This window comes from Psychrobacillus insolitus (genome assembly GCF_003254155.1).
In the GTDB taxonomy this organism is placed as follows: Bacteria; Bacillota; Bacilli; order Bacillales_A; family Planococcaceae; genus Psychrobacillus; species Psychrobacillus insolitus.
The window spans coordinates 1,136,814-1,161,129 of the sequence record NZ_QKZI01000001.1; the positions used below are offsets into that span (position 1 = coordinate 1,136,814).

The following is a 24,316-nucleotide window of genomic DNA, read 5'->3' on the forward strand; positions in this document are numbered from 1 at the left end:
TTTCCCCTTTTATGTGTTTTACATAACATATGAGAAAATGACCCTAACTATTCTATCACTTTTATTTAATCTTGTGGAACTGTTTCTATAGTCTCTTCTTTTTTTGGTGCAGAATTTATTTCATCAGGTGTTGCAAGTTGGACAACTACTGGTGTTTCCCCTGAAACTTTGGAACCTGCAGCAAGACTTTGGGTAGTCACATAGCCCTCTCCAATAATTTCTATAGGAATCTCGGACAATGTTTTGTAAATCATCAAATTCCTTTTCGACCAGCCTTTAAAGTTCGGAAGTTGGATCTCTCCATGTCCTTTTATATAAACCGTTCCATTCGGAAGTATAGATTCACCGGCAATTGGATATTGTTCTTCTACATTTCCCGCTTGTCCAATTATTACAGTTTTCAATCCCTTTGATTCAAGCATACTTTGACTTTCAATCACATTTACACCAGTTACTTTTGGCATTTCAATCGCTTTTTCTAACGATACATTTTCCGGTTGAATATTTAAATATTTTAAACTTCTTTCCATTACACTATTGAATATTTCAGATGTAGCACCAGAACCTGATTCAGTTGCTTCTAGATCAGGTTTCTGAACAGATACATATACGATTAACTGTGGGTCTTCCACAGGAGCCATGCCTAAGAAAGCATATAAAAAGTCTCTTTTCCCCCAATAATATCCACCACCAGGTTTCGCTATTTGAGCAGTTCCTGTTTTACCAGCTGTTGTATAACTGTCTAGCTTAAATCGTTGGGCAGTTCCGTGTTCAGATGTAACTGTACTCGCTAAAATTTCTTTTACTAAATCTGCTGTTTCGGCTGAAATAGGAGATTTTTTTTCTGTTGGTTCGTGATCTAGTACAACTTCTTTTGTATTAGGATTAACTATTTTATCAATTACATATGGTTGCATCATCTTACCTTTGTTTGCAATAGCAGTCATACCTTGAACCATTTGCATTGCTGTAACAGTAGAACCTTGACCATATGTTGTTGTAACACGTTCGACAGGCCCACTGTTGGCAATAATACCTTTTGCTTCATTAGGTAAATCAATACCGGTTGGTTTACCAAAACCAAATCGATGTAAATAGTCGATAAATGTTTCGTCTCCTATTCTTTTAAGTAAATAAGCCATTGCTACATTGGATGAACGTTGGAAACCTTCTAAATACGATATGTATCCCCAACCATCTACATTGTGATCTCGAATGGTCGTATCATAAAGTGTATATGACCCTGATTTATAGGTTGCATTTGGTTCCCAGACACCTTCTTCAATTGCGGCAGCTAAAGTAAATATTTTCATCGTTGAACCTGGTTCAACCGTTTGTTCGGTTGCTTCATTTAACCAGTTAGTTGATAGACCTGCTCTTGTATTAGGTTCAAAGGTTGGTCTTTGTGACATCGCTAGAATTTCACCTGTTTTAGGATTAGCTACTATTGCAGTCAATCTTTCAGGATTATACTTTTCTTGCACCCGATTTAATGCATCTTCTAAAAAATTTTGTATGGTTTTATCAATGGTTAAGTATATGTCATTTCCATCTTGGGCTTCCGTGACCATCTCGTCTGCATCTGGAAGTAAAAATCCCTTTTTATCACCCTGATAGACAACTTTACCCGAAATACCTGTTAGATCTTTATTATAGATATATTCAAGTCCCATCTTCCCGACTGTTTCCCCTTCTCCACCCTCATCTTCTTTTAAAGCAAATCCAATTAAATGAGAGGCGAATTGTCCATTCGGATAGAGTCTTTTTAAATCTTGTGTAAATAATAATCCTGGCAAATTATATTGTTTAATCGCTAGCATATCTGCATGACTGATATCTCTGCCCGCGTTACCGAACTCCACTTGATATTTGTCAGCTTTTATATTTTTATTAAGTAAATTAACTATTTCTTGCTCTGTCAAATCAATATATCCAGACAACACTTGAGCCGTTTTTTCCGGATTCACAACATGCCTTGGACTGCTACTATTTTCTGTAGCTTTCGGACTAATAACCGCGACTAATTTATAACTGAGTGTATCCTGAGCTATGACATCGCCATTGGTGTCTAGAATTTCACCTCTACTAGCTTGTAAAACCCTTTCTTTACTGTACTTATCTTCCGCCATCGTCTCCAACACTTGTCCTTCAGCAGTTCCAGTTGTTTGTATAAATACAAACCGACCAAGCAATAGAAAAAAGAGCCCCCCATATAATAAAAACATAAGAAAGGCTCCCCACTGAAAACGAAACTTTTTATTCATTGTCCAGTTACTACCTTTATGTTTTGCTCATTCAGTTTCAAACCGAGCTCTTCCGCTTTTTCCCAAATGCGTTCATAGGTAGACAATTCGCTTACTTGTATGGACAAGTCTGTATTTGCTTTGGCTGTAGCGTCGATTTTTTTCTCCAGCCCATAAGTATCTGTGCTAGTTGAACGCACCTCTGACTGGACTTGAATATTCATAACAGCAAGTAATGTAATAACAGAAAGTACCACGACTAATAATGTTTTTTCGCCTTTGGATAAAAAATTCTTGATTTTCTTTGATTGTTTTTTAGTTTGTTGCTGATCCGGAAAAGTATCTTGAGTTATGTATTTGCTAGAATCATAATTGTGTAAAGCCATTTAAACACTCCCCTTTTCAATTAGTTTTTCTACAATTCTTAGTTTCGCCGAACGAGAACGATTATTTTGTTCTAATTCTTCTTCAGAAGGTAAAATTGGTTTTCTAGTGATTAACTTTAACATCGGTTCCATCCCCGCAGGAATTATAGGTAAATTAGGAGGTAACTCAGGTAAAGAGGAAGCTTCTTTAAATATCGTTTTCGTTATTCTATCCTCTAAGGAATGGAAAGTGATTACACTAACTCTTCCACCTACTTTAATTACTTTAATTGCATCTTCTAACGATTCTTCTGCTGCACCTAACTCATCATTCACAGCAATCCGAATTGCCTGGAAAATACGCTTAGCCGGATGTCCACCTTTACGTCTTGCAGCAGCCGGTATCCCCAATTTAATCAATTCAACTAATTGGAAAGTTGTTTCGATTGGAGCTATTTCTCTAGCCTGTTCAATTTTTCGAGCTACTTGCTTCGAAAATTTTTCTTCTCCGTAACGGAAAAATATTTTCACTAGTTTTTCATAAGGCCAATCGTTTATTACATGGTGTGCGGTCAACTCGCTCGTTTGGTCCATACGCATATCGAGTGGAGCATCGTAGTTATAGCTAAATCCACGTTCTGGTGTGTCCAGTTGAGGTGAAGAAACTCCTAAGTCGTACAAAACACCATCCACTTTTTCAATTCCTATATGCGAGAGCTCTTCTTTTAAAAAGCGGAAATTTGCATGTACAAATGTTACCTTCTCTAAATATGGAGCAAGTCTTTCTTTCGCGTTTTCAATAGCAGTCATATCCTGGTCAAAACAGATTAACCTACCATTTTCATTTAATTGTTGGACTAAATATTCACTGTGCCCCGCTCCGCCAAGCGTGCAGTCGACATAAATACCATCTGGTCGAATGGCAAGTCCATCTACTGTTTCCTTTAATAATACTGTCGTGTGATGAAACAAGCCTATTTCCTCCTTTTTAAAATTCAACTGGCATAAATACACTCGCCGCTGAATTTACTTATATATCAAATCCAATTATATTCTCTGCAATCTCGTTGAAATTATCCTCTGAATCTTCCATATAAATTTCCCAAGCATCTTTCGCCCATATTTCTAAACGATTCGATACGCCAAGAATAATACATTCCTTGTCCATTTTTGCATAATTCCTAAGATTAGCCGGAATATTAATACGGCCTTGTTTATCAATTTCTACTTCTGATGCACCTGAAAAGAAAAAACGAGTAAATGCTCGGGCATCTTTTTTAGTGACAGGTAGTTCTTTTAATTTTTCTTCGAGTTTTCGCCATTCATTTATAGGATATCCAAATAAGCAATTGTCAAGACCGCGGGTTAACACGAAGCAGTCTTCTAGGTGCTCACGAAACTTGGAAGGTATGATTAACCGACCTTTCGTGTCAACGTTGTGTTGATATTCTCCCATAAACACGCTACTCACCCCACTTTATGTCACAAGCATACCACAACGCCCCACTTCGCTCCACTAATTTTCTAGAATTAGGGCTGTTATTTTTCAAAATGCGAAAATAGTACTTGTTGAGACAAAGCGAAACCCTTTTATACTTTTTCATAGGAGTATTTAATCATTCGTATCCTTGAAAGTGGAATGGCCGAGAAAGCATTCACAGTATATTATGCGCATCTTTTTCTATAAAAAAAGCCTCCACAAGTTAATGTGGAGGATAATTGTTATATGAAAACTACATGATGCTTTCCATTAAATTCATACGGTACTTGTAATAGTTCCTGTATAAAACTCGGTCCAACTTCATTACATAATTGAAGTGGCGAATAAATTCGTTCTTGTAAGCTACCATTAGGTGCTAGCTCCAACATGATTCGATCATATCTGTTAATAGAAGCATCTAGTTTACCAAGAAAAATATCTTCTATTGCATGTTCGATAAACTTTAATTGTTTTTCATGATTATTTAAATTCTTATTAATTAAGGGATCTAATTTAATATCTTCTGTATGAAGTAAGTTACTTAACTCTTCATATTTTAACACTAAGTCATTTTTGATAGATTTTAGTAGCTCTGGAATATTTTCGTTTCTATGTTCGTTTATATATTGTAGTTTAACTGCATCAACTGTACCGTCCCAAACATCCTCTACAGAAAATGAGAACTTATCTAGCAATGACTGTGTTTTTGCATTTACAACTGTAATACTTAAACGCGGCATGATGACAGGCATCTTCATATTAAATAGTTCAAAAGCAGATTTTAATGTTCCCCAATATGCTATTTCACCCGGTCCTCCGATAAAGCTAAGTACCGGAAATACCATTTCTTGCATAAGTGGTCTTGTCACTACATTATTACTTAACTTTTCAGGATGATTTTTGGCAATTTCTAACATCTCTTCTTCTGTAAAAGATATCCCTTGTGCTTCATGTACAAATAAATGGTCTTGTCTTTCTAGTAAAAAACGTTCCCCATCTTCTACAAAAAACAAATTCGCTGCAGCTTCTTTCGCTTGAATTGGAGTCCCATATCCATTTCCAACATATTCTGCCTCTTTTTCAAAAACCAATCGAGCAAGTTCAGCAGAATTTTTAATCATTACTTGAAAATACTCACTCTCAAGTTTTCTAAAAGGAGTATAAGCTGCATCGATTAAAAGTAATCCCTCTTCTTCAAAAAGGATATTCATTAGCGCAGCAAAAAAATCACTATACGTATGATAATCGCGCAAAAGGTTCGTTACCTTTTCATAGATTTTTTTTGTATAAAGAGTTTCTGGCAAGCTTTTAAATACCTCTTCTAAATAGGATTCCATTAAATCTTTTTCTAAAACGGATGCTGATGCAATTTTTTTCACTTTAGTAGCACTCGGATATGTGGCCTTTTGCAGCTTTCTTCCTCGTTCTATGTACACGTGATTGATTTCATCAATATCGTGATCTTCCCCAGCAATCCAAAAAACTGGAATAACCGGAACACCTAATATTTCTCTTTGTTGTTTAGCTAAAACAATTACAGAAATTGCCTTATGAATAGAATACATAGGTCCAGTTAGTAATCCAGCTTGCTGACCACCAATAATTACGACTCCATTATCCTCTAATTCGTTTAAATGCTTATGAGCAGTTTCCGAAATACCAAACTGATTCATGTAATTTGTAACATTTTCTACTAATTCAGTTCTCTTGTGTTTACTAAAGTTAGTTTCATTGATCCTATGATTAAGTGCCTTTTGATTCCAGTCATAATGAAAGAAAGAAGATAAGGAAGCCGCGTCTCCTAAATATTTCTTATAAAATGAGGAAGCGAATGGTTGTGTGTACTGCTCTAATCGCACGATTGTTCCACCTCTTTACTATAAATACTTGCCAAATATAATTGGCGTCTATACACCAACTTAACATTTTAAAATTATATCACTTAGCAAACCCGGGTAAAAATTATTAGCTTATATACAACAAAACGTATCGGATAACTAAAGATGTACAAACAAAGGCATATATTGAGCATAGTAAAAGAAATAGAGTTCTCCATATTTTTCGAAAAAGCGGAACAAGTTCAATTTCTTTTTTTGTTTTCCAATCTATGTATGTAAAAACTGTCGCTATTAGCAAAGCGCAAATAATCAAAGATAAAATAATATCTTTTTGAAATACGAAGAAAAATGCATATGACACAGAAATAAAAAGTAAAACTGTCGTTACATCCACAGCAATTCCAAGAGCTTTTTTCCTTTTATGTAAGAAGTATTTCCCTACAATAAATGTTGTGATAAACAATACTGCAGGAAATAATATGAAAAGCGGTAACATTTTAATGATGATCTTCACCCACTCTATTCATCTCCGTTAATAATAAATAAAAAGTATGCAAAATCGGTAATCTTTTATTTCGCAACTTCGCTTCTCCAATTAGTGCACCTACAATGGTATCAATTTCCATAACCCTATCATTCTCATAGTCCGTTAACATAGATGAACGATTATTTTTCGTTTTTTCACAGAGTAAAACCACAGCATCCCAAGACAATTCTACAAAATCCTCACCGAATGCCTCTATGATCTCTTCATATATATTCCGCATGATTGTATGAAAAGACTCGTTATTTACTAATTCTCCATTTGGGACTTGTGCAATCGTTGTTAAAGGATTTATTAAGCAATTTAAAACTACTTTTCGAAGGACTACTTTTTCAATGTCATTCGTAATCTCCAAAGGAAAGTCACTCGAACTACTTTGTATAAACTCATTTGTCATTTTATATCGGCCTTTATATACGCCAATTGTTGTGATACCTACACCTAAATGTCGAACTGTATTTGAATTCACTTTAGTTGCACCATGCAAAACAGAACCCACTGCAATATGATGCTGGTTTAATTGATTTATAAATTTTAAATGTAGTAAGCCATTTTGAATAAACAAAAGAGGGATTTGTACTGGTAATCTATCCAAATCAGCTTTTAACTTATTTAAATGATGATACTTTACAGCAATAATAATTAAGTCCATCGAGTGTAGTAACTCCATGTTATTTGCAAGATTACAGTGAATTTGCTCCGTACTATTCAAATCTTTTTCTATGTATAAACGGTTATTTAAATTAATATCACGAACTAAAAATGTAACTTCATGTTTCGCTTGTGACAGATAGGCACCAAATAACATCCCTATTGCACCTGCTCCAACAATACCTATTTTCAAAGTAATCCCCCTCAACTTTATAAAAAAAGTTGTCTCAAAGTCATTCTTGAGACAACTCCTTATTTTTATTATATTATACAGGAAGCACTGGGTGTTTTCGAGGTGCTACTGAAATCTGTTTGTTCTCATAATAGTGAAGGCGCTTCGAAAGTTCGACGCGTAAATCACTTGGAGACACAATTTCATCAATAATCATCTCTGAAGCCAGTTTATAAATATCAATTTCTTCTTTATATTCCGCATGTTTCTCTTGGACAAATTTTATTCGCTCTTTTGGATCCTCTATAGCTTCTATCTTATTCGAGTAAACAGCATTAACAGCAGCTTCTGGTCCCATTACAGCAATTTGTGCTGTAGGAAGTGCAATACAAACATCCGGTTCAAATGCTGGTCCAGCCATTGCATACAACCCTGCTCCATATGCTTTGCGTACAATAACCGAAATTTTAGGTACTGTTGCAGAGCTCATTGCCGCAATTAACTTCGCGCCATGACGAATGATACCTGCCCGTTCAACTTTCGTTCCAATCATAAATCCTGGAACGTCTGCTAAAAATAGTAACGGAATTGAAAATGCGTCACAAAGTGAGATGAATTTAGTCGCTTTATCAGCCGAATCCACAAAAAGTACCCCACCTTTTACTTTTGGCTGATTTGCAATTATCCCAACTGCTTGTCCTTCAATTCGGGCAAATCCCGTTATAAGTTCCGCAGCAAATAATTTTTTTACGTCAAAAAATGACCCTTCATCAATCAAAGCATCTATTGCTTCGTACATATCAAATGGCGCATTTTGATTTTCAGGAATAATCGCTTCTAACGATCTTCCTTCTTTTATTTGCTTTGGCTCTACTTTATTAGGCTTTTCTGTATAGTTTGCAGGGAAATAACCTAAATATTTTTTCGCTTCTGCAATTGCTTCTTCCTCAGAAGTTACTAGAACATCCCCTACACCACTTACTGTACAGTGCATACGTGCTCCACCCATTTCTTCAAGCGTCACTTTTTCTCCAATTACTTTTTCCGCCATTCGTGGAGAACCTAAGTACATAGACGCATTTCCTTCCACCATGATTACTACATCACAGAATGCAGGAATATAAGCTCCTCCTGCTGCTGAAGGTCCAAATAACAGGCATATTTGTGGTATAAATCCAGAAAGCCTTACTTGGTTATGAAAAATTCTTCCTGCACCACGACGATTTGGAAACATATCTAATTGATCGGTAATACGCGCACCAGCTGAGTCTACTAAATATAACATTGGCACTCTATTTTTTTCTGCAATTTCTTGAATACGAATTATTTTCTCTACTGTGCGTGAACCCCATGAACCTGCCTTTACAGTAGAGTCATTAGCCATGACACAGACTGTTTGTCCATTTACTTTACCCGTTGCTGTAACAACACCATCTGCCGGTAAATCACCTGCTTCTACATTTGCAAAACGACCATCTTCTATATATTCCCCGTCATCAAATAGTAGAGCCAAGCGATCCCGGACAAATAATTTATTTTGCTCATTCATCTTTTCATGATACTTAGCGTGTCCACCCGCAAAAATAGTTGTTAACTTTTCTTCTAATCTTTCATTATAGCCCTTTTTTTCTCCCACTTTGTAAAGCCCCCTTATTTAGAAAAGCGCAAGCGCCTATTCCTGCCCCGACAGGCAAGGCTGCTTGCGCTAGACAGTATTAGAAAAGTGCAACCCCTGTAACCCATATAATTACAAGAAAGATATTTATTAAACTGCTATATATTATTTAATGCATGTTGTTTTATTCAAATGTAAGTAATACATCGCCTTCATTAACAAAATCGCCTTCACCCACAATAATTGTAGCCACTTTCCCTGCTACCTCTGCTTCTACTGGAATTTCCATTTTCATAGACTCTAGTACAAACACAACCTGTCCGACTACTACTTCTTCCCCCACTACTACGTTTACTGTAAATACTGTACCTGCCATTGTAGATTTTAAATTTTTCATTTTATAACTTCCTCCCTTTGTTTAATCATCCATTCCCCTAAACGGATTTAGAAAACACTCCACTAGTAATACTTATCTACCAAATTGATAGAATAGTGGAATATTTGTTTTCACATCTCTTATTTTAGCAGATGTACATACTTTTTGTGTGAAAAATTTAATGGACAGTCGCGAGCTATAAAATTACAGAAAGGACGAGAAGGTGACTTAGTCGCTAACTCAAATGTTTACTGCTTATTTTAATAAGATGACAAAAAATAACAATAGCAGAGAAAGTGAAGCAATCGCTTTCTCTGCTATTGTTATTTTTTGTTTTAAGTAGAAGCTAAGAACCCGCCCAAAGTAATCTAGAAATATCATACAACCTGTGTTCCAAGTCAATAAAATTCTTTTACTTTCTTATTTAATCAAAGAACCTCTTTCACAAGAGGTTCGCTAAGATCTTTTCCCTATATATGTCATGCCTTGTTTCAACCAGTTTTCAAGTAATTCATACTCTTTTTTTAAAGACATATGGGCCTTCAAAATTTCTTCATAGGATTGTTTCATCTCATCATAACTATTCATTGCTAACTGCAAATGATTTTGCAAGGACGTTGAATCCGGCACTTCCCTTGGATAAACTTCTTTTGGAACTAAAGTAGGACGCAGGTTTTTATTCCACCGAAAAGCACAAGCTTGTTTAGATCTTCCTAATAGAACGCTAGCTTCTTGAAAAGCGGACAGCTGAGTATGCCCTTGCTCTATTTTTTTCAAAACTAACTCTTTTAAAAGATTATCTTCTTCCGAAGACCAACTATCCTTTCTAATTTTCACCGTCAATTCTCTCACCCTTTGCACTTTTTTATACTATATGCAAAAGGAATAAAAATAGACTCTAAAAACTACTTCTTTTTCGATAAAAAGGAATCTACAGCTTCATGATGTGCATCTTGTGCCCACAATACAGAACAAGTTGCCACTTCATCCATAATTCGATCATATAACCTTGTTTGTTCCCACTTTCGAATAGCCTGAAGTTTATAAGCCTTAAGAACATTTACATGAGGAATTATCATCTTCTCCGCAAACTGGTTTACTGCACTTAACTTATCCCCTTCATAAATCTCGGTAGCCCATCCAATCGACATTAACCGATCTGTGGAATAAGGAACAGCTTCTGTTAACATTTGTAAAATATAATCATGTCTCATGCCTTTTTCAAAAAGGTAGGTACCCCCACCCCAACCAGATGTTATTCCTAATGTCCCTTGGATAAAACCACATTTAGCATCCTTCTTCACTAAACGAAAATCGCAAAGCGTCGCAATTTCACAACCACCCCCTACTGCCGTACCATTTACAAGCGCAATTGTCGGTACTGGTAAAGTAGCTAATTCATACAAAATCTTTGCCGTTTCACTTAACATACCATATGACTCTTCTTCTGTTTTTAACTTGTGAAAAACGGCCAAATCACCGCCAGAACAAAATGTTTTTTCACCCGCTCCAGTAATTACAACTAACTTAATCTCTTCGTTTGTTTTTACATTATTTATTAATTGTTTAAACCCTTCCATCACATCTCCATTTATGGCATTGTGAATAGCAGGTCTATTAATTTCAAAAATTAACATTTCTTTTTTGATTTCGATTGAATATGTCAATAAAATCCACCCCTTTAAAAATATGTAGAGAAAAAGACTACCAAAGAGCCATGGTCTCTTTGATAGTCTTCTATATAGAACAAATACTGAATTATTTGCTCAATACTTCTTTCCCTTTGTATTGACCGCAAGATTTACAAATACGGTGAGCCAATTTCATTTCACCACAGTTTGGACAAGCGACCATTCCAGGTACTGATAACTTGAAATGTGTACGACGCTTTCTTTTTGCAGTTTTAGAAGTTCTTCTAGCTGGTACTGCCATCGGTGGCACCTCCTTACAGATCTATTATTCGTCTGTTCGATCAAAATACTTAGCTAAATTAGCAAGTCTTGGATCTAATTTTGGTTCGTCATTTTTTTGCTTATCAGTTAGTTCTTCATCTGTTGTGTAAGACCAGTCTTTTCCACCTTCATGTCTAAACTGGTCGGAACCTTCTTTAAACACTTGCAATGGAATTTCTAGGAGAACAAGTTCTTCTAGTACTGGGTCAACATGAACTACATCGCCTTCGACAATATGAAAATTATCATATCCGTCAGCAGATGCGTTTTCAGACCAGCTGAAAATTTCATCAGATTGAATCTCAAACGGATACTCTACATCATCCCACGTGCGAGCACATGGTAAGATCAAAGTACCTGACAGCTCAAAACGACAAGTAATTTGTGCAGCACCAAAAGTACAGTGCGCTTTTACATGAACGGGTGAAATATCACGAACGTCCGGGTTTCGTTTGATCATATTATTTAGATTAACGAATTCATCTACAATCATCCCGTCGTGGCGATACTTAGCGAATTGATGAATTGCCCATTTCATACGATTATCACCTCAAGACAACAAAGTTGATTATATAATGACTGAAATTAGATGTCAAGATAATTTCTTGTCACTAGATTATTTTAACACTATACTCACATAAGAGAAAGGATTTGATTTCAATATGAAAGCCACAGGAATTGTCGTAGAATACAATCCATTTCATAACGGACATCTTCATCACCTTAATCAATCACGCCAAAAAACAAATTGTGAAGTAGTCATTGCAGTAATGTCTGGAAATTTTCTCCAACGAGGAGAACCAGCACTTGTCGATAAATGGTCTAGAACGAAAATGGCACTAAAAGCTGGAGTTGATATAGTAATTGAGTTACCTTATGCCTTTGCAACGGCTCAGGCTACTGATTTCGCCAAAGGAGCTATTTTATTACTAGATGCGATGAAATGTGAGTCATTTTGTTTCGGTAGCGAAGAGGGCACTTTAAACGCCTTTCAACACACCTATAGTCTATTATCGTCCAAAAAGGAAGAATATAATACAGCTATTTCAAATTTTATGAAACAAGGAGTTAGTTATCCTAAAGCTTTGAATGAAGCATATAAACTTGTTTCTCTGGAGTCTACCCAACCACTTCTTGACTTAACCCAACCAAATAATATATTAGGGTATCATTACTTAGAAGCCACTAAACTATTTAATACTTCCATCCAACCTGAAACGATTCAGCGAATAGTGGCAAACTACCATGAGGATGCACAAGTAGATGAAACCATTGCAAGCGCAACAGGTATCCGAAAATTAATATTGGATAACCAACATCTAGAGGAAGTTCAGAAATTCTTACCAGAATCAAGTTTTCAACAGTTAACAGAATGGACTAATACTCACCACACCTTTGGAAGCTGGGACCGATTTTGGCCGCTTCTTCGATTTACAATTTTAAGACATTCGAAAGAACAGCTAGCTAATTATGCGGAAGTTACTGAAGGCATGGAAAATGCCATTTGGAATGCGGCAGTTAAATGTGAACAATTTGAGACTTTTATGCATACTATTAAATCTAAACGGTATACATGGACACGTATTCAAAGAATGCTCACTCATATTTTCACAGGATTTACATGGGAACAATTAGCGGAAGTCAATTTCCCGACTTATTTACGACCTTTAGGAATGAGTAAAAATGGACAAACTTATTTAAATTCCATAAAAAAAGACTTGCAGCTCCCTTTAGTTAGTAGAGTAGCTGCAAGTAAAGATCCTTTACTTCAAATGGACATTAAAGCAGCTAATTTATATTATGCTGGTTTACAATCCACTATTAGTCATCAAATGATTGGAAGTGACTATAGCACCAAACCAATCATTTATTAATTAATTATTTAGTTGTTTTCGGTTCTAATTGTTCTAAATACGCAAGTGCATCATCTATCGTTTTAACAGGCACAATTTTCATTGATGTGCCTATTTTTTTTGCAGATTTTAATGCTTCTTCATAATTTGATGTAAGACCTGGATTATTCGCTAATATTGCAGAATCAATTTCATCATCTGGAGCAAACATAAAATCCATTTCTTCTCGGTCAGCGGCAATTACTTTTAAGTCAATTCCACCTATACGGCCTACCGTTCCATCTGATTCTATTCCTCCAGTGCCTGCAATATGATAGCCTTTCGAAATATCCTCTGGTAATAATTGGTTTAAGATTTCTAATGTGAACATGAGTCCAGCTGATGGCCCACCTATTTCTTCGGAATTTATATGTACTACTGGCGAAGTTTCAACGATTTTATCTTGCGTATAAGAAATCCCTATTCCAGGTTTATCCAAGACTCCAGGAACCGTTTTTAACGTAACTTCCTTTTCAAATTCCTTTTCATCTCTTTCAATTGTTAGTTGAATGATGTCCCCTTCCTTTTTATCACTTAAATAAGTTTTAATCTTTTCTTCTGTCAAATCATTTAACTTATCCATTGTTACTAGCTTATCTCCTGCTTCTAAAACACCATCTGCAGCACTATCTTCCACAACATTAAAAATAAATATCCCTTGATTGATTACTTCATAAGGCAAATTTGCACGATTGAACGCTACGGTTATAGCATTAAATTGCGAAGTAGACATAAGCTTTAATTGACGAACATTATATTCTTTTTCATCTTCATCTTCATTTCTAATCTCGTTAGCTTCGTAAATTTTTTGATTGTTTACCATTTTCGCGTATGCATATGTAAGAGGAGTTGCTTTTGCCAATGCAATAGTTAGTAAACTCATAGTTCCTTCATCATTTTCGTCTCCACCATCCACATCTACAAATGGAGTTAGTTCATAAGCTCCTCCTGGTTTGGAAATATAAGATTCCATTGGATAAAAGCTTAAAGCAGCAATTAGTACCAATAGAAATACAAGGATTGACTTTCTATTCTTCATAAATTCTTCCTCCATTTCATGTATTTCTGTATGAAGCATATACTTTTCTATTCGGTAAAAATTAGTTTAACACTCCGTTATTTTTCTGACAAAACTAATGACATAAAAAGGATGAAGTAGGTTGCATAAAATTGTTACAGTAGCAAGTTGGGCACTAATTGTACTACTTTTTTTACAACCAGGTACAGCACACAGAGGTGCAATGGAAGGTATGCGTATTTTCACTACTGCTCTTCTCCCATACTTGCTTCCCTATTTAGTAATTACCCAGTTATTTATACGAACACAAAAAACTTTTTTAAAAAGTAATAATAAACTTAAATTATATGCGAATATCTATCTTTTAAGCACTCTAGGAGGCTTTCCTGGAGGAGCGGCCATTATTTCCTCTCTAAAAGAAATAGGTAGCTTAAATGCCCGTAATGCTAGTTGGTTGCTAGCGATTTGTCACGCACCTAGTCCGATGTTTGTCATTGGATTTGTTGGAATTGAAATTTTTCATGCTGAAGTTGCAGGTTTGAAATTATTAGTCATCATTCACGTCTTTAATATTATATTTCTTTTATTGTTCATCTTATTTTCGGATCCAATTCAGATGAATCAAAATCAAGTGAAATTATCTACTTCTCCTTTTCAAGAAAGTATTAAGGAAACTTCTCAAATTCTTTTACTTATCGGAACTACCGTTGTTTTTTTCACGACAATTAGTATTATCGTGTTTGAATCGGTTAAAGAAATCTATCCTAGCATTTCTCCTCTGTTATTAGTTTTTATCGCTTCCTTTTTTGAAATGACAGGAGGCATTAGTCTAGCTGGAGATATATTATCTGGTCAATCACTGTTACCAGTAATCATTTCATTAATCGTCGCTTTCAGTGGAATTAGCATTCACATGCAAATCATTATTCTTGCCCAAAAAGCAAAAATCTCTATCCGACCATATATCCTCTTTCGTTTTTTACACATGCTCATTATCCCGCTTTTCTTTTTGTTTTAGACAATGAGAAAAGCGGAAGCACCATTTTGCCACAGGGACTTTGCCGATTTAATTTTCTAATCATGATTTATAAAATTTAGCAAAATGACTACACGACTTATCCGAAAATAAGTGCCAAAAGAGACTTTTCTACTGTTTTTGTACTTATTTTAAAATATGTCGTATGTGAGGTTTGGGCATTTTTGAGGTTTGGAAGTATTTTTTTGATAGGTTCGTTTGAGGAGTGCTTTCTTCTTTTAGCCACAAACTCTCGGAGCATTTGATTCTTAGACATGATTACATTTATTTTTGGAGAGTAGTAGACAGCCATAAGTTAAACAATTACTAAAAAGAGAAATGGCTTAAGAAAGTAACGTAGTCACTTTCTTAAGCCATTTCTCTTTTAAATTAAATTGTAATCTGACAAACTGTACACTCTCATGTTACAAAATTAGTTCGTGCCATACTTAGCCCTTAATGCCTTCTCCACATGCTGTGGGACAAGTTTTCCAATGTCCCCCCCGTATTTCGCTACTTCTTTGACAATACTAGAGCTTAGGAAAGAATACTGGTTTCTTGTCATAATAAAAAATGTTTCAATTTCAGGATTCAACAAACGGTTCATGGAAGTAATTTGCATTTCGTATTCGAAATCCGATACTGCACGAAGGCCACGGATAATTGCACTTGCTTTTACACTCGCTGCATAATCCATTAAGAGCCCAGAAAAAGTGTCCACTTTCACGTTAGGCAAATGTGCTGTTGCATCCTTAATCAATTTCATTCTCTCTTCTATGGAAAAAAGTGATTGTTTAGATGAATTATTAAGAACTACTACATTTACTTCTCCGAAAATGGCTGCTCCTCGGTTAATGATATCTAAGTGTCCATTCGTTATTGGGTCAAAGCTTCCTGGTACGACTGCAAGTTTAGACAAATTAATTCTCCTCTTCAATTCGTTTGCGGTAAATAGAAATATTTGTACCACTATATGTTTCTTTACGAGCTAACGCAAAAGTCCCGAAATCCTCATCTAGTTTAACAAATTTGTCATGCTCACATACAATAATTCCTGTATCCTTCATGCGACCACTCTCTACTAGCTTTTTTGCAAAATCATAAAATTCCACCTTGTTATATGGAGGATCCATAAATAATAAATCAATTTGAAGTTCACGTTTATCAATTGCTTTCACTGCACGCATTGCATCAATTTTAAAAACTTCACTATATTCTTCTAATCGACATTTTTTAAGGTTTTCCATAATTGTTTGCATTGCTTTTTGTTCTTTTTCAACAAATATACACGAGTCAATCCCTCTACTCAATGCTTCAATCCCCAAATTACCACTTCCTGCAAATAAGTCGACTGCTAGCCCACCATCAAAATAAGGTCCAATCATATTAAAAATAGATTCTTTCACTTTGTCTGTTGTAGGCCTTGTATTTGTACCTGGAACTGCCTTTAAAGGTAAACCCTTTCTAGATCCTGCTATTACTCTCATACGATTTCTCCTAGCTTTAAAAGATAGCTTTTGTAATATTGATTTGTTTCTCTTGTTTTTCAATTTCAACTAAAAATAAACGAATCATCCATGTTTCTTCCACATAAAATCGAGACCCAATTTTTTCAATTGGTTCTGAAATCGTATCGTATCTTTTCTTATTTAACACATAAAAAGGCTCTTGAATAGGAAATCGGAATGCTCTTTTATCATTTTGTATATACAGTCCATCATCTGTCACTTCTAAAGTATAGCCCAGTTCAGAAAGTAATGGTTCTAAATCATATAGTACTTTACTATCTTTTAAAATTACACTTATTTTTTCTTGTTTCAACTCGTTTATATAGACTGCTCTTAAATCTTCAAACAATAATGGAAAATATTCCACACCTTCTTGAACATTTTGAGTAAAGAAAGATGTTTTTAAAGCGAAAATTTCTTCTAAAAGTTGATCTAACCGTTCTGCATTAAGCTGACTATTCTTTTGATTCTCTAGCAATATATTCCATTCAGCTAATTGTTCAGAAGTGAAATAATTATTCAATGCTTCATACATAGCAGTTGCTTTTCCAGATCCTATTGGTTGATTAAGTAAAAAACTGCTAATGACATCTACTATTATGGTTTGATCATTCCCTAACCCATATACTTCTCTTACATTTCGATGTAGTAATTCTCTTTCTAAGGATGGTCTATCACCCGCAGAAATAGTTACTATTCTGGATGAATTGATTTTATTATTATTATTCAATAAAACGGAAACATGCTCACTACCTGGAATATGTACTTTTCCTAGCTGCTCCTTCCATTCTGAAGGAATATCTTTTGCTGAATAAATAGTAAAATAATCATCTTCATAAATTAAAGGGACATCATCTTTTTGCCAAAATAATTCCGTAACAGCCCCAGTTCCATATGCTAGCGAATAGTCAATTAGCTCAAGTGATGTAGTACCGACCATCGGAAGACCGCTTACCCACATGCCACCTCTTTTAAGTGCATCCGTAATATGTAGCGTTGTATAAGAAACTCCACCTTGATCTAGTTTGGCGAATAGTCCAGAAAAAACTTTTCCATCTACAAGCCCTTCTGGTATTGGAATTTCAAACGAAATACTTTGTCTTTTTGTCTCTCCCGCTGCAAAAGCAGATAAATCTTCTATTAAGCGATTACAACCATCGCTTGTATTTAACTCACAGCTTCTATTTTCACTATTAATAGGCCATAAAATATCCATTTCTTCTTTGGGTAAATTAGCAAAATGCTGCTTAATAATCATTTTATTTTCTTTTAGTTTCACTTCTATTTCTTGTTCATATGAATAAGACGGTTCATCCTCTGCTAAGCTTGTGGAATAAACTTGATATTGAAATAACAGGAGAACACTATTTACTACAACGAGTATCAAGAATAAAAAACTTATAACAAATTTCATAGAATTGTCCTCCAACAAAGTGGTAAGATAGTTTGGAAAGGATGTGTTTTTTTTGATTCAACGAATTATTGAACTTGGTAAAGGCTACGGAGATATTTATGAACTTTGCGAACAAGCTCGGGTAAACAAAGATCGCATTCATCGGGCATTTATCTTTTCATCAAAAAAAGATGGTAAGGAATATCATTCCATTGCTATTGCCCTAAAACCAACAAATGCCGCTAACTTTTTCCCAATATATATGTGTAGCGAAGGTATCCCAAATGTACAACCGATTTCTAAAAGACTCTCGCATTTTATAGAAACCTTAGATGAGCTCCAATTGAAAGCAGTACATTTGGATATTAGACACTCTTCATCATTTGCAGATAGTGAACTTTTCTATCAATATTTAATAGGCATTTTACGTCTAAATCATTTCATACCACCATTAGAAATAAATAATTATAACCCGATTTTGTAGTCATATTCTTTTGCTTTATCTGGTTTACTGTTTTCATATTCCGTTTTTAAAAATGGACGATAAGACACTAATATTTCTTTGACAAATGGTAACTTTTTCATCTTTTGTTTAGCAATTTCTATTTGATCTTGATCACAATACAACACAACATACTTTAATCTTTTAGATATAAAATGTACATGTCCATATTTCCTAAGTGATTTGGCTTGTTTTAAGTGATGCACATAGACAACTAATCCTTGCCTTTCTGTCATTCTTCTTCCCCTCGTTTCTTCACTTCAAGAATAACATATGCTTGAAATTGATAGCAACAACAAGTAGCTGACAGTTATGTATCGTTTAGATATAATAAGGAAAACCTTTCATGAAAAAGGAGGAAAACAGTTTAATGGGGAAAAAAACAAATGTAGCCATTGCGATTGCGGCAGTTACTGGAGCAGCTTGGGCTAGTTCTAAAGCAATTTCTAAACCTCGAAGTCGTTTAAACCATGAGGCATTAAAATATGAACAACCGATCATCCTTGCCCATCGAGGAGGCATGGCACTTGCTCCCGAAAATTCTCCTATTTCATTTGAAAATGCTGCTAAATTGGGAGTCCATGGTTTTGAGATTGACCTACGACTGACAAAAGATGAAGAAATTATTGTTTTCCATGATGAAACATTAGAACGTGTAACAAACTTTTCAGGAAAAGTAGCTGACTATACATTGGAACAACTGAAAGTAGCTGACTTAGGGTATCACTTTATCAGCTTGGATGGAGAACACTCTTTTAGAGATAAAGGCCAACAAATAATGACACTTGATGATTTACTGGAATTATACCCACAAATGCTAATTAGTATGGATATAAAAGATTCTCCTCAAACTTACGAAGGAAGCTTAATGCCTTCCAAGCTCTGGAGACTAATAGAAGAAAAACAAGCTTTTAAACGAGTAATTGTAACAAGCTTCTATGATGAACAAATTGATCGTTTTAATTTGTATGCACAAAATAATGTTGCACTTGGTGCAGGTGAAAGAGAAGTATTAAAGGCTTATACTGCTTATACCAGTCAGTTCAAACATTTATATCATCCAAAAGCAGATGTCTTTCAACTTCCAATTAAATCAAATGGATTTCCACTTGATCATGCTAGCTTTATTCAGTTTTTATCATCACTAAATATTCCAGTGCATTACTGGACGATAAATGATCCGGTGATGATGAAAAGGCTACTAAAGAATGGAGCAAAAGGGATAATTACAGATCGACCTGATTTGGCAATCGAAGCATTAAAACTAGACTAAAAAGGATGTGTGTAAAGCCATTAAGCTTTTGCACACATCCTTTTATTTTACTAACTTAATCAAGCACTGTTCTTAAGCAGAACAAGAACAAGATCCACCAGTTCCACATCCAGTTCCGCAACTTGAATCACTAGAACCAAAAAACGGATTACTTACTGGTACTTTTACACCTTCTGAAACAGATTTACCAACTAATAAACTTACTTCATCTAATAAGTCCTGTAAGTCGTTTTCAGCAACTTTTAGCTCTGCAATTTCATCTACCATATCCAAATTTCTTTTGGTTACTCGAATATCCTTCATAACTACTGAGTAATCTGGATGATATTTTCCGAATCGTTGAACCTCTTCGTATTGGTCTTTCAGTTTAGAGAAACGATTAATTTCACTAACTAGATTGGAATTTGTATATACAGCACTATGTGCTAGAAAGTATTGATTAAACTGTTCAGAGGAAAGCACCATTTTACATAGATCATCTGAATGATCCATAATAGTTACCCATTCATTTGTCATTATCATTTAACTACCCCCGATCCATTTAATAATAACAGAAATTGAAAATAATTGTTAATCAAATATCTTATCGACAGGAGTAAAATTAATGAATAAATTACAAACATTGATGCAAGAAGTAACTGAAAATGCTAATCAGGTGGAACTTGATTTAATAAATAACTTTCTAAAAGGCATACAAAAAATGCAACAAAAAGAAGCACCTAATTATCTAAATGCTACTTTTGATTTCGATACAAAATACGAAGATGATTGCTGCATTATCACACTACCAATAACTCCACTTTCTTATAATAATTTCGATATGCCACATGGTGGAATTATTGCAACTTTAGCAGATAATGCAATGGGATTCCTTGTAAATAAGGATTTGCATTCAGAAGGCAAAGGAGCTGTTACGACCAATATGACCGTTCATTATTTACGTGCTTCCACTGCTAAATCATTAATTGCAACAGCTACATATTTACATAAAGGTAGACAAACATTAGTATTAACCTGCACAGTGACTCAGCCTGATGGAAAAAAGGTTGCTCATGCTACAGGGTCATTTTTTGTTATTACACCACCAAGTTCTTCGAAATAATTCCGTACAACTTCTTGATCAGAAAAAGGGGCAACTTGACCATTAATAATTTGTTCTTGTTCATGTCCCTTTCCTGCTATTAAAACAATATCTCCTTTTCTTGCAATGGATAATGCTAATATAATCGCTGTTTTTCGATCTTTTTCGATCATTATTTTAGTTGGGTTCAACCCTTTTACGATCTCTGCAATAATCGCTTCGGGTTGTTCGTCTCTAGGATTATCTGAAGTAATAATTGCTTTTGTTGCATATTTTAAAGCAACCTCTCCCATCTCTTTTCTTTTTTTTCTATCTCGATTTCCCCCACAACCAAAAACAACAAACACATTCTTTTCTGCAAATGAAGCTACAGCTGATAAACTGGCTTCTAACGCATCTGGAGTATGCGCATAGTCCACTAAAACCTCCACGTTAAAGTTATTACCGATTTGTTCTAATCTTCCTTTAGGAAGCGTCACGTCTTTTATTTCATTAGGTAATATGTCGAGTGAAGCTAATACCGCGAGTGCCGCTGCTAAATTTAGTCCATTATAATATCCACTATTTTTCATCTTCACTTTTAGTTGCTGTTTTTTTACTAAAAACGAATAGATTGTATTTTGTTGTTTGAAATCAGTTGTTTCAAATACGACATCATTATTAGTATCGTCGCCAAAAAAATAAACGGATTGGATGGCTTTGTCTGCAACTGATTGGCACCATTCATCATTTGCGTTAATAACTAGTTGTTTAGCCTGATGCGCGAGTAATTCTTTAGATTTTTTATATGGAACCATTCCACCGTGAAATTCAAGATGGTCCCTACCTATATTTAAAAACACCCCAATATCAATAGGGTAGCCACCTAAACGATAATCGAGTAAGCCTTGAGAAGAAGCTTCTAACACAATAAACTGAACTTCCTGTTCGAAACAATATTTCACTACTTGTATCAAATCAAAAAACGGCAACGTGGTATTACTTCTCATTAATTTAGATATCCTTACCCCATTGACATACACACCCAGTGTCCCAATAACACATACTGACTTTTGTTGTTGCATTAATAGCTGTCCAATAAATGATGTTACCGTTGTTTTCCCATTTGTTCCTGTAACACCAATCACCTTCAAATCTTTCCCATACATTTCATAAGTAAGTACTGACACCCTGTCTATAAAATCTCGCATCTGGGATGGAATAATAATTTGAGGAACCAAACAATCCTGGATAAAAAACTCTGATAAGACAGCTACTGCACCTCTTTGAATTGCCTCATCCACAAATTCTCTATTAAATGTTTGTGAAATAAACAAATCTCCAGGTTCAACTTGCTTGGAATGATCAATACACCCGCGCACTTGTAAATTACTTATATCCATCGTCGTCGTATACTCTAAGCCTTCTAATAACTTTTCTAAAGGATAAATGGCTATCCCCTTCCTACACCATTCTTGTTTTTTCGCATAAATTAAAACGAATTCCCTGTATCGTATGAACAGTATGATTGAAATGTCACGAATGAGGTGGAGGAAATTATGATTGTACAAAAATATGGTGGTGTTGCCATGCAAAACTACACAAGTAGGCAACGAGTCATTGCTCATATACAAAAAGCTATCAACGACCATCAGAAAGTGCTTGTTGTTGTTTCTGCTATGGGAAGAAGAGGATCTCATTATGCAACAGATACATTATTAGAACTAATGCCTAATGCGAATAATCGTGTTGAAGCAGATTTGCTATCTGCATGCGGTGAATTAATATCGTCCAGTGTTTTGAGTTCAGAACTAAATAACGAAGGAATTCCAGCTACTATCTTATATGGTAAAAAAGCAGGAATATTTACAAATGATGATTATGGAAATGCCGAAATTTTACAAGTGGATACTTTTCATTTATTGGAAGGATTTAAAGATCACTCTTGTATCGTTGTACCCGGATTTCAAGGTATCTCTGAATATACTTCTAATTTCACCACGTTGGGTAGAGGTGGAAGCGATTTAACTGCAGTAGTTTATGGTCATCATCTAAATGCAGAACTTGTAGAATTTTATAAGGATGTTCCAGGGGTGATGACATCAGATCCTTTTATCAATCAGGGTGCCCAGTTAATACCAAGTATGACTTACAATGAATTACACAAAGTAATCATCGAACCAGTTGAAATAATTCAAAAAAGAGCAGCAATATTTGCCGCTCTTCACAAAGTTCCCTTGCACATCCGATCTCTGTATAAAGAAAGTGATGGTACTAAGATCATTGAATAACTATTCCGTTTGTTCATTCGTATTAGGCTTCTGAATAAAGTTCTGTGTAAAATAGTTTCCATATACTCCTACGCCTATATGAGTATAATTTTTTCCAAACAATGTTTTCCTATGATCTTTTGAGTTAATCCAACCTGCAACAGCTTCACCTGCATCTATATAGAATGCTGCGGTATTCCCTCCAGCACTATCGTAAACAATAGAATATTCATCTAACTTATCACTAAACTTTGAAGCCTCTAAGGATTCATTTAAAACATTATTATTAGCCATCTCTTCACTATGTGTTCTGGCTATTTGTTGCAAAATGACATCCGTTTCTAAAACCGCAAGATTATGTTTTACGCGTAAGACATTTGTTATTTCAACTATTTGTCTTTCAATAGCTCTATCTACTGAAGCTTGTAGTGTAGATGTCGGTGTACTAGTATCAATCATTTCACCATCATAAGAAATATCATATGGCTTGTGTACTAATAGTGTTTTAGCATCTAAAAATCTTATTCCATCTAATTTCCCGTCTTGTTCATCGATATATAACATAGCAAATAGACCATCAAATTGTACGAGAATTCTATTATTAAAATCATTTTCACCTAACGTAAACGTATATGTACTTTTATCAATTGAGATGGTGATTTCGGATTGCACGAGTGTAAATCGATAAATATCTTCTAATGATTGGCCCATTTTATAAGGTGTTACGTCTATTTCTTCCCCAATAATGAATGCCTGAGTAACCGTTTCATCTGTAACTCCTATTAACTGATATGTTGAAAAAGAATTATTATAAACCCACCATTCATATCCAAACACAGTTGGTTCAATCCGAGTGGGTTTCCCTAGTGTTTTCGTAACCTCACTTGTAGATTTTCCTATAAGAGTAGAGACTCCAGTTTTTGGTCTAGTAAATATATTATTTGACTCTTCCATTTCAGATGTATTTTGAGTAATAACCTGTTCCGAATTATTCTTACCTGTAAGGGTTTCATTTTCCTTAACTGGATTATCAAAGTAAATAAAAATAACCAGTATAATTGCTACAGTAGCTAAAATTCGAAATAGATTTTTCATGTAGTTTTACTCCCTAATGTTTAATCCTCTTCACACTAGTATAACAAGCTTCTA

Annotated in this window: 27 protein-coding genes; 6 read left to right on the plus strand and 21 right to left on the minus strand. The window is 35.0% G+C overall.

The genetic code is table 11. The features are described from left to right. Positions 1–65: 65 nt before the first annotated feature. From C7437_RS05680 to C7437_RS05740, 13 genes are all read right to left on the minus strand, one after another. Complete coding sequence (locus tag C7437_RS05680) at positions 66–2,225, minus strand: penicillin-binding protein (RefSeq protein ID WP_111439006.1); 2,160 nt, start codon at positions 2,223–2,225, stop codon at positions 66–68. 35 nt (positions 2,226–2,260) lie between these two features. Further along, positions 2,261–2,629, minus strand: coding sequence for a cell division protein FtsL (gene ftsL / locus C7437_RS05685; protein ID WP_111438648.1), 369 nt, complete (start codon positions 2,627–2,629; stop codon positions 2,261–2,263). After that, positions 2,630–3,580 (minus strand): 16S rRNA (cytosine(1402)-N(4))-methyltransferase RsmH, encoded by a 951-nt coding sequence (gene rsmH / locus C7437_RS05690; protein WP_111438649.1) that lies wholly within the window; start codon positions 3,578–3,580, stop codon positions 2,630–2,632. A gap of 58 nt (positions 3,581–3,638) precedes the next feature. Then, on the minus strand, positions 3,639–4,070 hold the full coding sequence (mraZ, locus tag C7437_RS05695) for a division/cell wall cluster transcriptional repressor MraZ (RefSeq protein ID WP_111438650.1): 432 nt from the start codon (positions 4,068–4,070) through the stop codon (positions 3,639–3,641). A 260-nt stretch (positions 4,071–4,330) separates the two neighbouring features. Continuing rightward, positions 4,331–5,947 (minus strand): bacillithiol biosynthesis cysteine-adding enzyme BshC, encoded by a 1,617-nt coding sequence (gene bshC / locus C7437_RS05700; RefSeq protein WP_170122323.1) that lies wholly within the window; start codon positions 5,945–5,947, stop codon positions 4,331–4,333. 106 nt (positions 5,948–6,053) lie between these two features. Then, positions 6,054–6,422, minus strand: coding sequence for a DUF3397 domain-containing protein (locus C7437_RS17440; RefSeq protein ID WP_425450556.1), 369 nt, complete (start codon positions 6,420–6,422; stop codon positions 6,054–6,056). A gap of 1 nt (position 6,423) precedes the next feature. Beyond that, entirely contained in the window at positions 6,424–7,314 is an 891-nt protein-coding gene (locus tag C7437_RS05710; protein ID WP_111438653.1) for a ketopantoate reductase family protein, read from the minus strand. A 73-nt stretch (positions 7,315–7,387) separates the two neighbouring features. Next, a complete protein-coding gene (locus tag C7437_RS05715) occupies positions 7,388–8,929 on the minus strand; it encodes an acyl-CoA carboxylase subunit beta (protein WP_111438654.1) in 1,542 nt (513 codons plus the stop codon). Positions 8,930–9,092: 163 nt separating this feature from the next. Further along, complete coding sequence (locus C7437_RS05720) at positions 9,093–9,305, minus strand: biotin/lipoyl-containing protein (protein ID WP_111438655.1); 213 nt, start codon at positions 9,303–9,305, stop codon at positions 9,093–9,095. Positions 9,306–9,740: 435 nt separating this feature from the next. Beyond that, complete coding sequence (locus tag C7437_RS05725; protein WP_170122324.1) at positions 9,741–10,121, minus strand: transcriptional regulator; 381 nt, start codon at positions 10,119–10,121, stop codon at positions 9,741–9,743. A 68-nt stretch (positions 10,122–10,189) separates the two neighbouring features. After that, positions 10,190–10,951, minus strand: a complete 762-nt coding sequence (locus tag C7437_RS05730) for an enoyl-CoA hydratase/isomerase family protein (protein ID WP_111438657.1) — start codon at positions 10,949–10,951, stop codon at positions 10,190–10,192. 91 nt (positions 10,952–11,042) lie between these two features. Continuing rightward, on the minus strand, positions 11,043–11,216 hold the full coding sequence (gene rpmF, locus C7437_RS05735) for a 50S ribosomal protein L32 (protein WP_111438658.1): 174 nt from the start codon (positions 11,214–11,216) through the stop codon (positions 11,043–11,045). A 24-nt stretch (positions 11,217–11,240) separates the two neighbouring features. Continuing rightward, entirely contained in the window at positions 11,241–11,774 is a 534-nt protein-coding gene (locus tag C7437_RS05740; RefSeq protein WP_111438659.1) for a YceD family protein, read from the minus strand. Positions 11,775–11,898: 124 nt separating this feature from the next. Here C7437_RS05740 and C7437_RS05745 point away from each other — a divergent pair, with 124 nt between their 5' ends. Next, complete coding sequence (locus C7437_RS05745; protein WP_111438660.1) at positions 11,899–13,110, plus strand: nucleotidyltransferase; 1,212 nt, start codon at positions 11,899–11,901, stop codon at positions 13,108–13,110. A gap of 4 nt (positions 13,111–13,114) precedes the next feature. Here C7437_RS05745 and C7437_RS05750 read toward each other — a convergent pair whose 3' ends face one another. After that, positions 13,115–14,167: a SepM family pheromone-processing serine protease gene (locus C7437_RS05750; protein ID WP_111438661.1), complete on the minus strand. Its 1,053-nt coding sequence runs from the start codon at positions 14,165–14,167 to the stop codon at positions 13,115–13,117. A gap of 121 nt (positions 14,168–14,288) precedes the next feature. Here C7437_RS05750 and C7437_RS05755 point away from each other — a divergent pair, with 121 nt between their 5' ends. Next, positions 14,289–15,164, plus strand: a complete 876-nt coding sequence (locus tag C7437_RS05755) for a hypothetical protein (protein ID WP_111438662.1) — start codon at positions 14,289–14,291, stop codon at positions 15,162–15,164. A 430-nt stretch (positions 15,165–15,594) separates the two neighbouring features. Here C7437_RS05755 and coaD read toward each other — a convergent pair whose 3' ends face one another. Genes coaD through C7437_RS05770 form a run of 3 tightly spaced genes read right to left on the minus strand, consistent with a single transcriptional unit; the run spans position 15,595 to position 18,083 of the window. Beyond that, positions 15,595–16,080, minus strand: a complete 486-nt coding sequence (gene coaD / locus C7437_RS05760) for a pantetheine-phosphate adenylyltransferase (RefSeq protein ID WP_111438663.1) — start codon at positions 16,078–16,080, stop codon at positions 15,595–15,597. Position 16,081: 1 nt separating this feature from the next. Beyond that, positions 16,082–16,648: a 16S rRNA (guanine(966)-N(2))-methyltransferase RsmD gene (rsmD, locus tag C7437_RS05765; protein ID WP_111438664.1), complete on the minus strand. Its 567-nt coding sequence runs from the start codon at positions 16,646–16,648 to the stop codon at positions 16,082–16,084. Between the two features lie 16 nt (positions 16,649–16,664). Next, on the minus strand, positions 16,665–18,083 hold the full coding sequence (locus tag C7437_RS05770; protein WP_111438665.1) for a hypothetical protein: 1,419 nt from the start codon (positions 18,081–18,083) through the stop codon (positions 16,665–16,667). Positions 18,084–18,135: 52 nt separating this feature from the next. Between C7437_RS05770 and C7437_RS05775 the strand changes: the two genes are divergently transcribed. Next, positions 18,136–18,546, plus strand: coding sequence for a DUF7147 family protein (locus C7437_RS05775; RefSeq protein ID WP_111438666.1), 411 nt, complete (start codon positions 18,136–18,138; stop codon positions 18,544–18,546). Here the strand turns inward: C7437_RS05775 and C7437_RS05780 are convergent. Next, on the minus strand, positions 18,528–18,800 hold the full coding sequence (locus C7437_RS05780) for a YlbG family protein (RefSeq protein WP_111438667.1): 273 nt from the start codon (positions 18,798–18,800) through the stop codon (positions 18,528–18,530). The two genes, C7437_RS05775 and C7437_RS05780, sit on opposite strands and share 19 nt — an antisense overlap. Positions 18,801–18,934: 134 nt before the next feature. On the opposite strand from C7437_RS05780, the gene C7437_RS05785 reads away from it, so the two are divergent. Next, on the plus strand, positions 18,935–19,837 hold the full coding sequence (locus C7437_RS05785; RefSeq protein WP_111438668.1) for a glycerophosphodiester phosphodiesterase family protein: 903 nt from the start codon (positions 18,935–18,937) through the stop codon (positions 19,835–19,837). A gap of 72 nt (positions 19,838–19,909) precedes the next feature. Here the strand turns inward: C7437_RS05785 and C7437_RS05790 are convergent, their stop codons facing one another. Further along, positions 19,910–20,359, minus strand: a complete 450-nt coding sequence (locus tag C7437_RS05790) for a YlbF/YmcA family competence regulator (RefSeq protein ID WP_111438669.1) — start codon at positions 20,357–20,359, stop codon at positions 19,910–19,912. Between the two features lie 82 nt (positions 20,360–20,441). Here C7437_RS05790 and C7437_RS05795 point away from each other — a divergent pair, with 82 nt between their 5' ends. Then, a complete protein-coding gene (locus C7437_RS05795; RefSeq protein ID WP_111438670.1) occupies positions 20,442–20,939 on the plus strand; it encodes a PaaI family thioesterase in 498 nt (165 codons plus the stop codon). On the opposite strand, the gene C7437_RS05800 is transcribed toward C7437_RS05795, so the two are convergent. Further along, entirely contained in the window at positions 20,888–22,300 is a 1,413-nt protein-coding gene (locus tag C7437_RS05800) for a UDP-N-acetylmuramoyl-L-alanyl-D-glutamate--2,6-diaminopimelate ligase (protein WP_170122325.1), read from the minus strand. The genes C7437_RS05795 and C7437_RS05800 overlap by 52 nt on opposite strands. A 156-nt stretch (positions 22,301–22,456) precedes the next feature. On the opposite strand from C7437_RS05800, the gene C7437_RS05805 reads away from it, so the two are divergent. Further along, the gene (locus tag C7437_RS05805; RefSeq protein WP_111439007.1) at positions 22,457–23,188 is read left to right on the plus strand and encodes an amino acid kinase family protein; all 732 of its coding nucleotides are present in this window, start codon (positions 22,457–22,459) and stop codon (positions 23,186–23,188) included. Here the strand turns inward: C7437_RS05805 and C7437_RS05810 are convergent, their stop codons facing one another. Next, the gene (locus C7437_RS05810; RefSeq protein WP_111438672.1) at positions 23,189–24,262 is read right to left on the minus strand and encodes a CAP domain-containing protein; all 1,074 of its coding nucleotides are present in this window, start codon (positions 24,260–24,262) and stop codon (positions 23,189–23,191) included. It lies immediately after the preceding gene. Between the last annotated feature and the right edge of the window lie 54 nt (positions 24,263–24,316).

Coding starts and splice junctions, on each gene's coding strand:
- C7437_RS05790 (WP_111438669.1), bottom strand. CDS start 20,359: ATGATAATGACAAATGAATGGGTAACTATTATGGATCATTCAGATGAT.
- rsmD (WP_111438664.1), bottom strand. CDS start 16,648: ATGAGAGTAATAGCAGGATCTAGAAAGGGTTTACCTTTAAAGGCAGTT.
- C7437_RS05680 (WP_111439006.1), bottom strand. CDS start 2,225: ATGTTTTTATTATATGGGGGGCTCTTTTTTCTATTGCTTGGTCGGTTT.
- C7437_RS05795 (WP_111438670.1), top strand. CDS start 20,442: ATGAATAAATTACAAACATTGATGCAAGAAGTAACTGAAAATGCTAAT.
- rpmF (WP_111438658.1), bottom strand. CDS start 11,216: ATGGCAGTACCAGCTAGAAGAACTTCTAAAACTGCAAAAAGAAAGCGT.
- C7437_RS05800 (WP_170122325.1), bottom strand. CDS start 22,300: ATGGATATAAGTAATTTACAAGTGCGCGGGTGTATTGATCATTCCAAG.
- C7437_RS05745 (WP_111438660.1), top strand. CDS start 11,899: ATGAAAGCCACAGGAATTGTCGTAGAATACAATCCATTTCATAACGGA.
- C7437_RS05785 (WP_111438668.1), top strand. CDS start 18,935: ATGGGGAAAAAAACAAATGTAGCCATTGCGATTGCGGCAGTTACTGGA.
- ftsL (WP_111438648.1), bottom strand. CDS start 2,629: ATGGCTTTACACAATTATGATTCTAGCAAATACATAACTCAAGATACT.
- C7437_RS05780 (WP_111438667.1), bottom strand. CDS start 18,800: ATGACAGAAAGGCAAGGATTAGTTGTCTATGTGCATCACTTAAAACAA.
- C7437_RS05810 (WP_111438672.1), bottom strand. CDS start 24,262: ATGAAAAATCTATTTCGAATTTTAGCTACTGTAGCAATTATACTGGTT.
- C7437_RS05740 (WP_111438659.1), bottom strand. CDS start 11,774: ATGAAATGGGCAATTCATCAATTCGCTAAGTATCGCCACGACGGGATG.
- C7437_RS05770 (WP_111438665.1), bottom strand. CDS start 18,083: ATGAAATTTGTTATAAGTTTTTTATTCTTGATACTCGTTGTAGTAAAT.
- C7437_RS05750 (WP_111438661.1), bottom strand. CDS start 14,167: ATGAAGAATAGAAAGTCAATCCTTGTATTTCTATTGGTACTAATTGCT.
- C7437_RS05805 (WP_111439007.1), top strand. CDS start 22,457: ATGATTGTACAAAAATATGGTGGTGTTGCCATGCAAAACTACACAAGT.
- C7437_RS05720 (WP_111438655.1), bottom strand. CDS start 9,305: ATGAAAAATTTAAAATCTACAATGGCAGGTACAGTATTTACAGTAAAC.
- C7437_RS17440 (WP_425450556.1), bottom strand. CDS start 6,422: ATGTTACCGCTTTTCATATTATTTCCTGCAGTATTGTTTATCACAACA.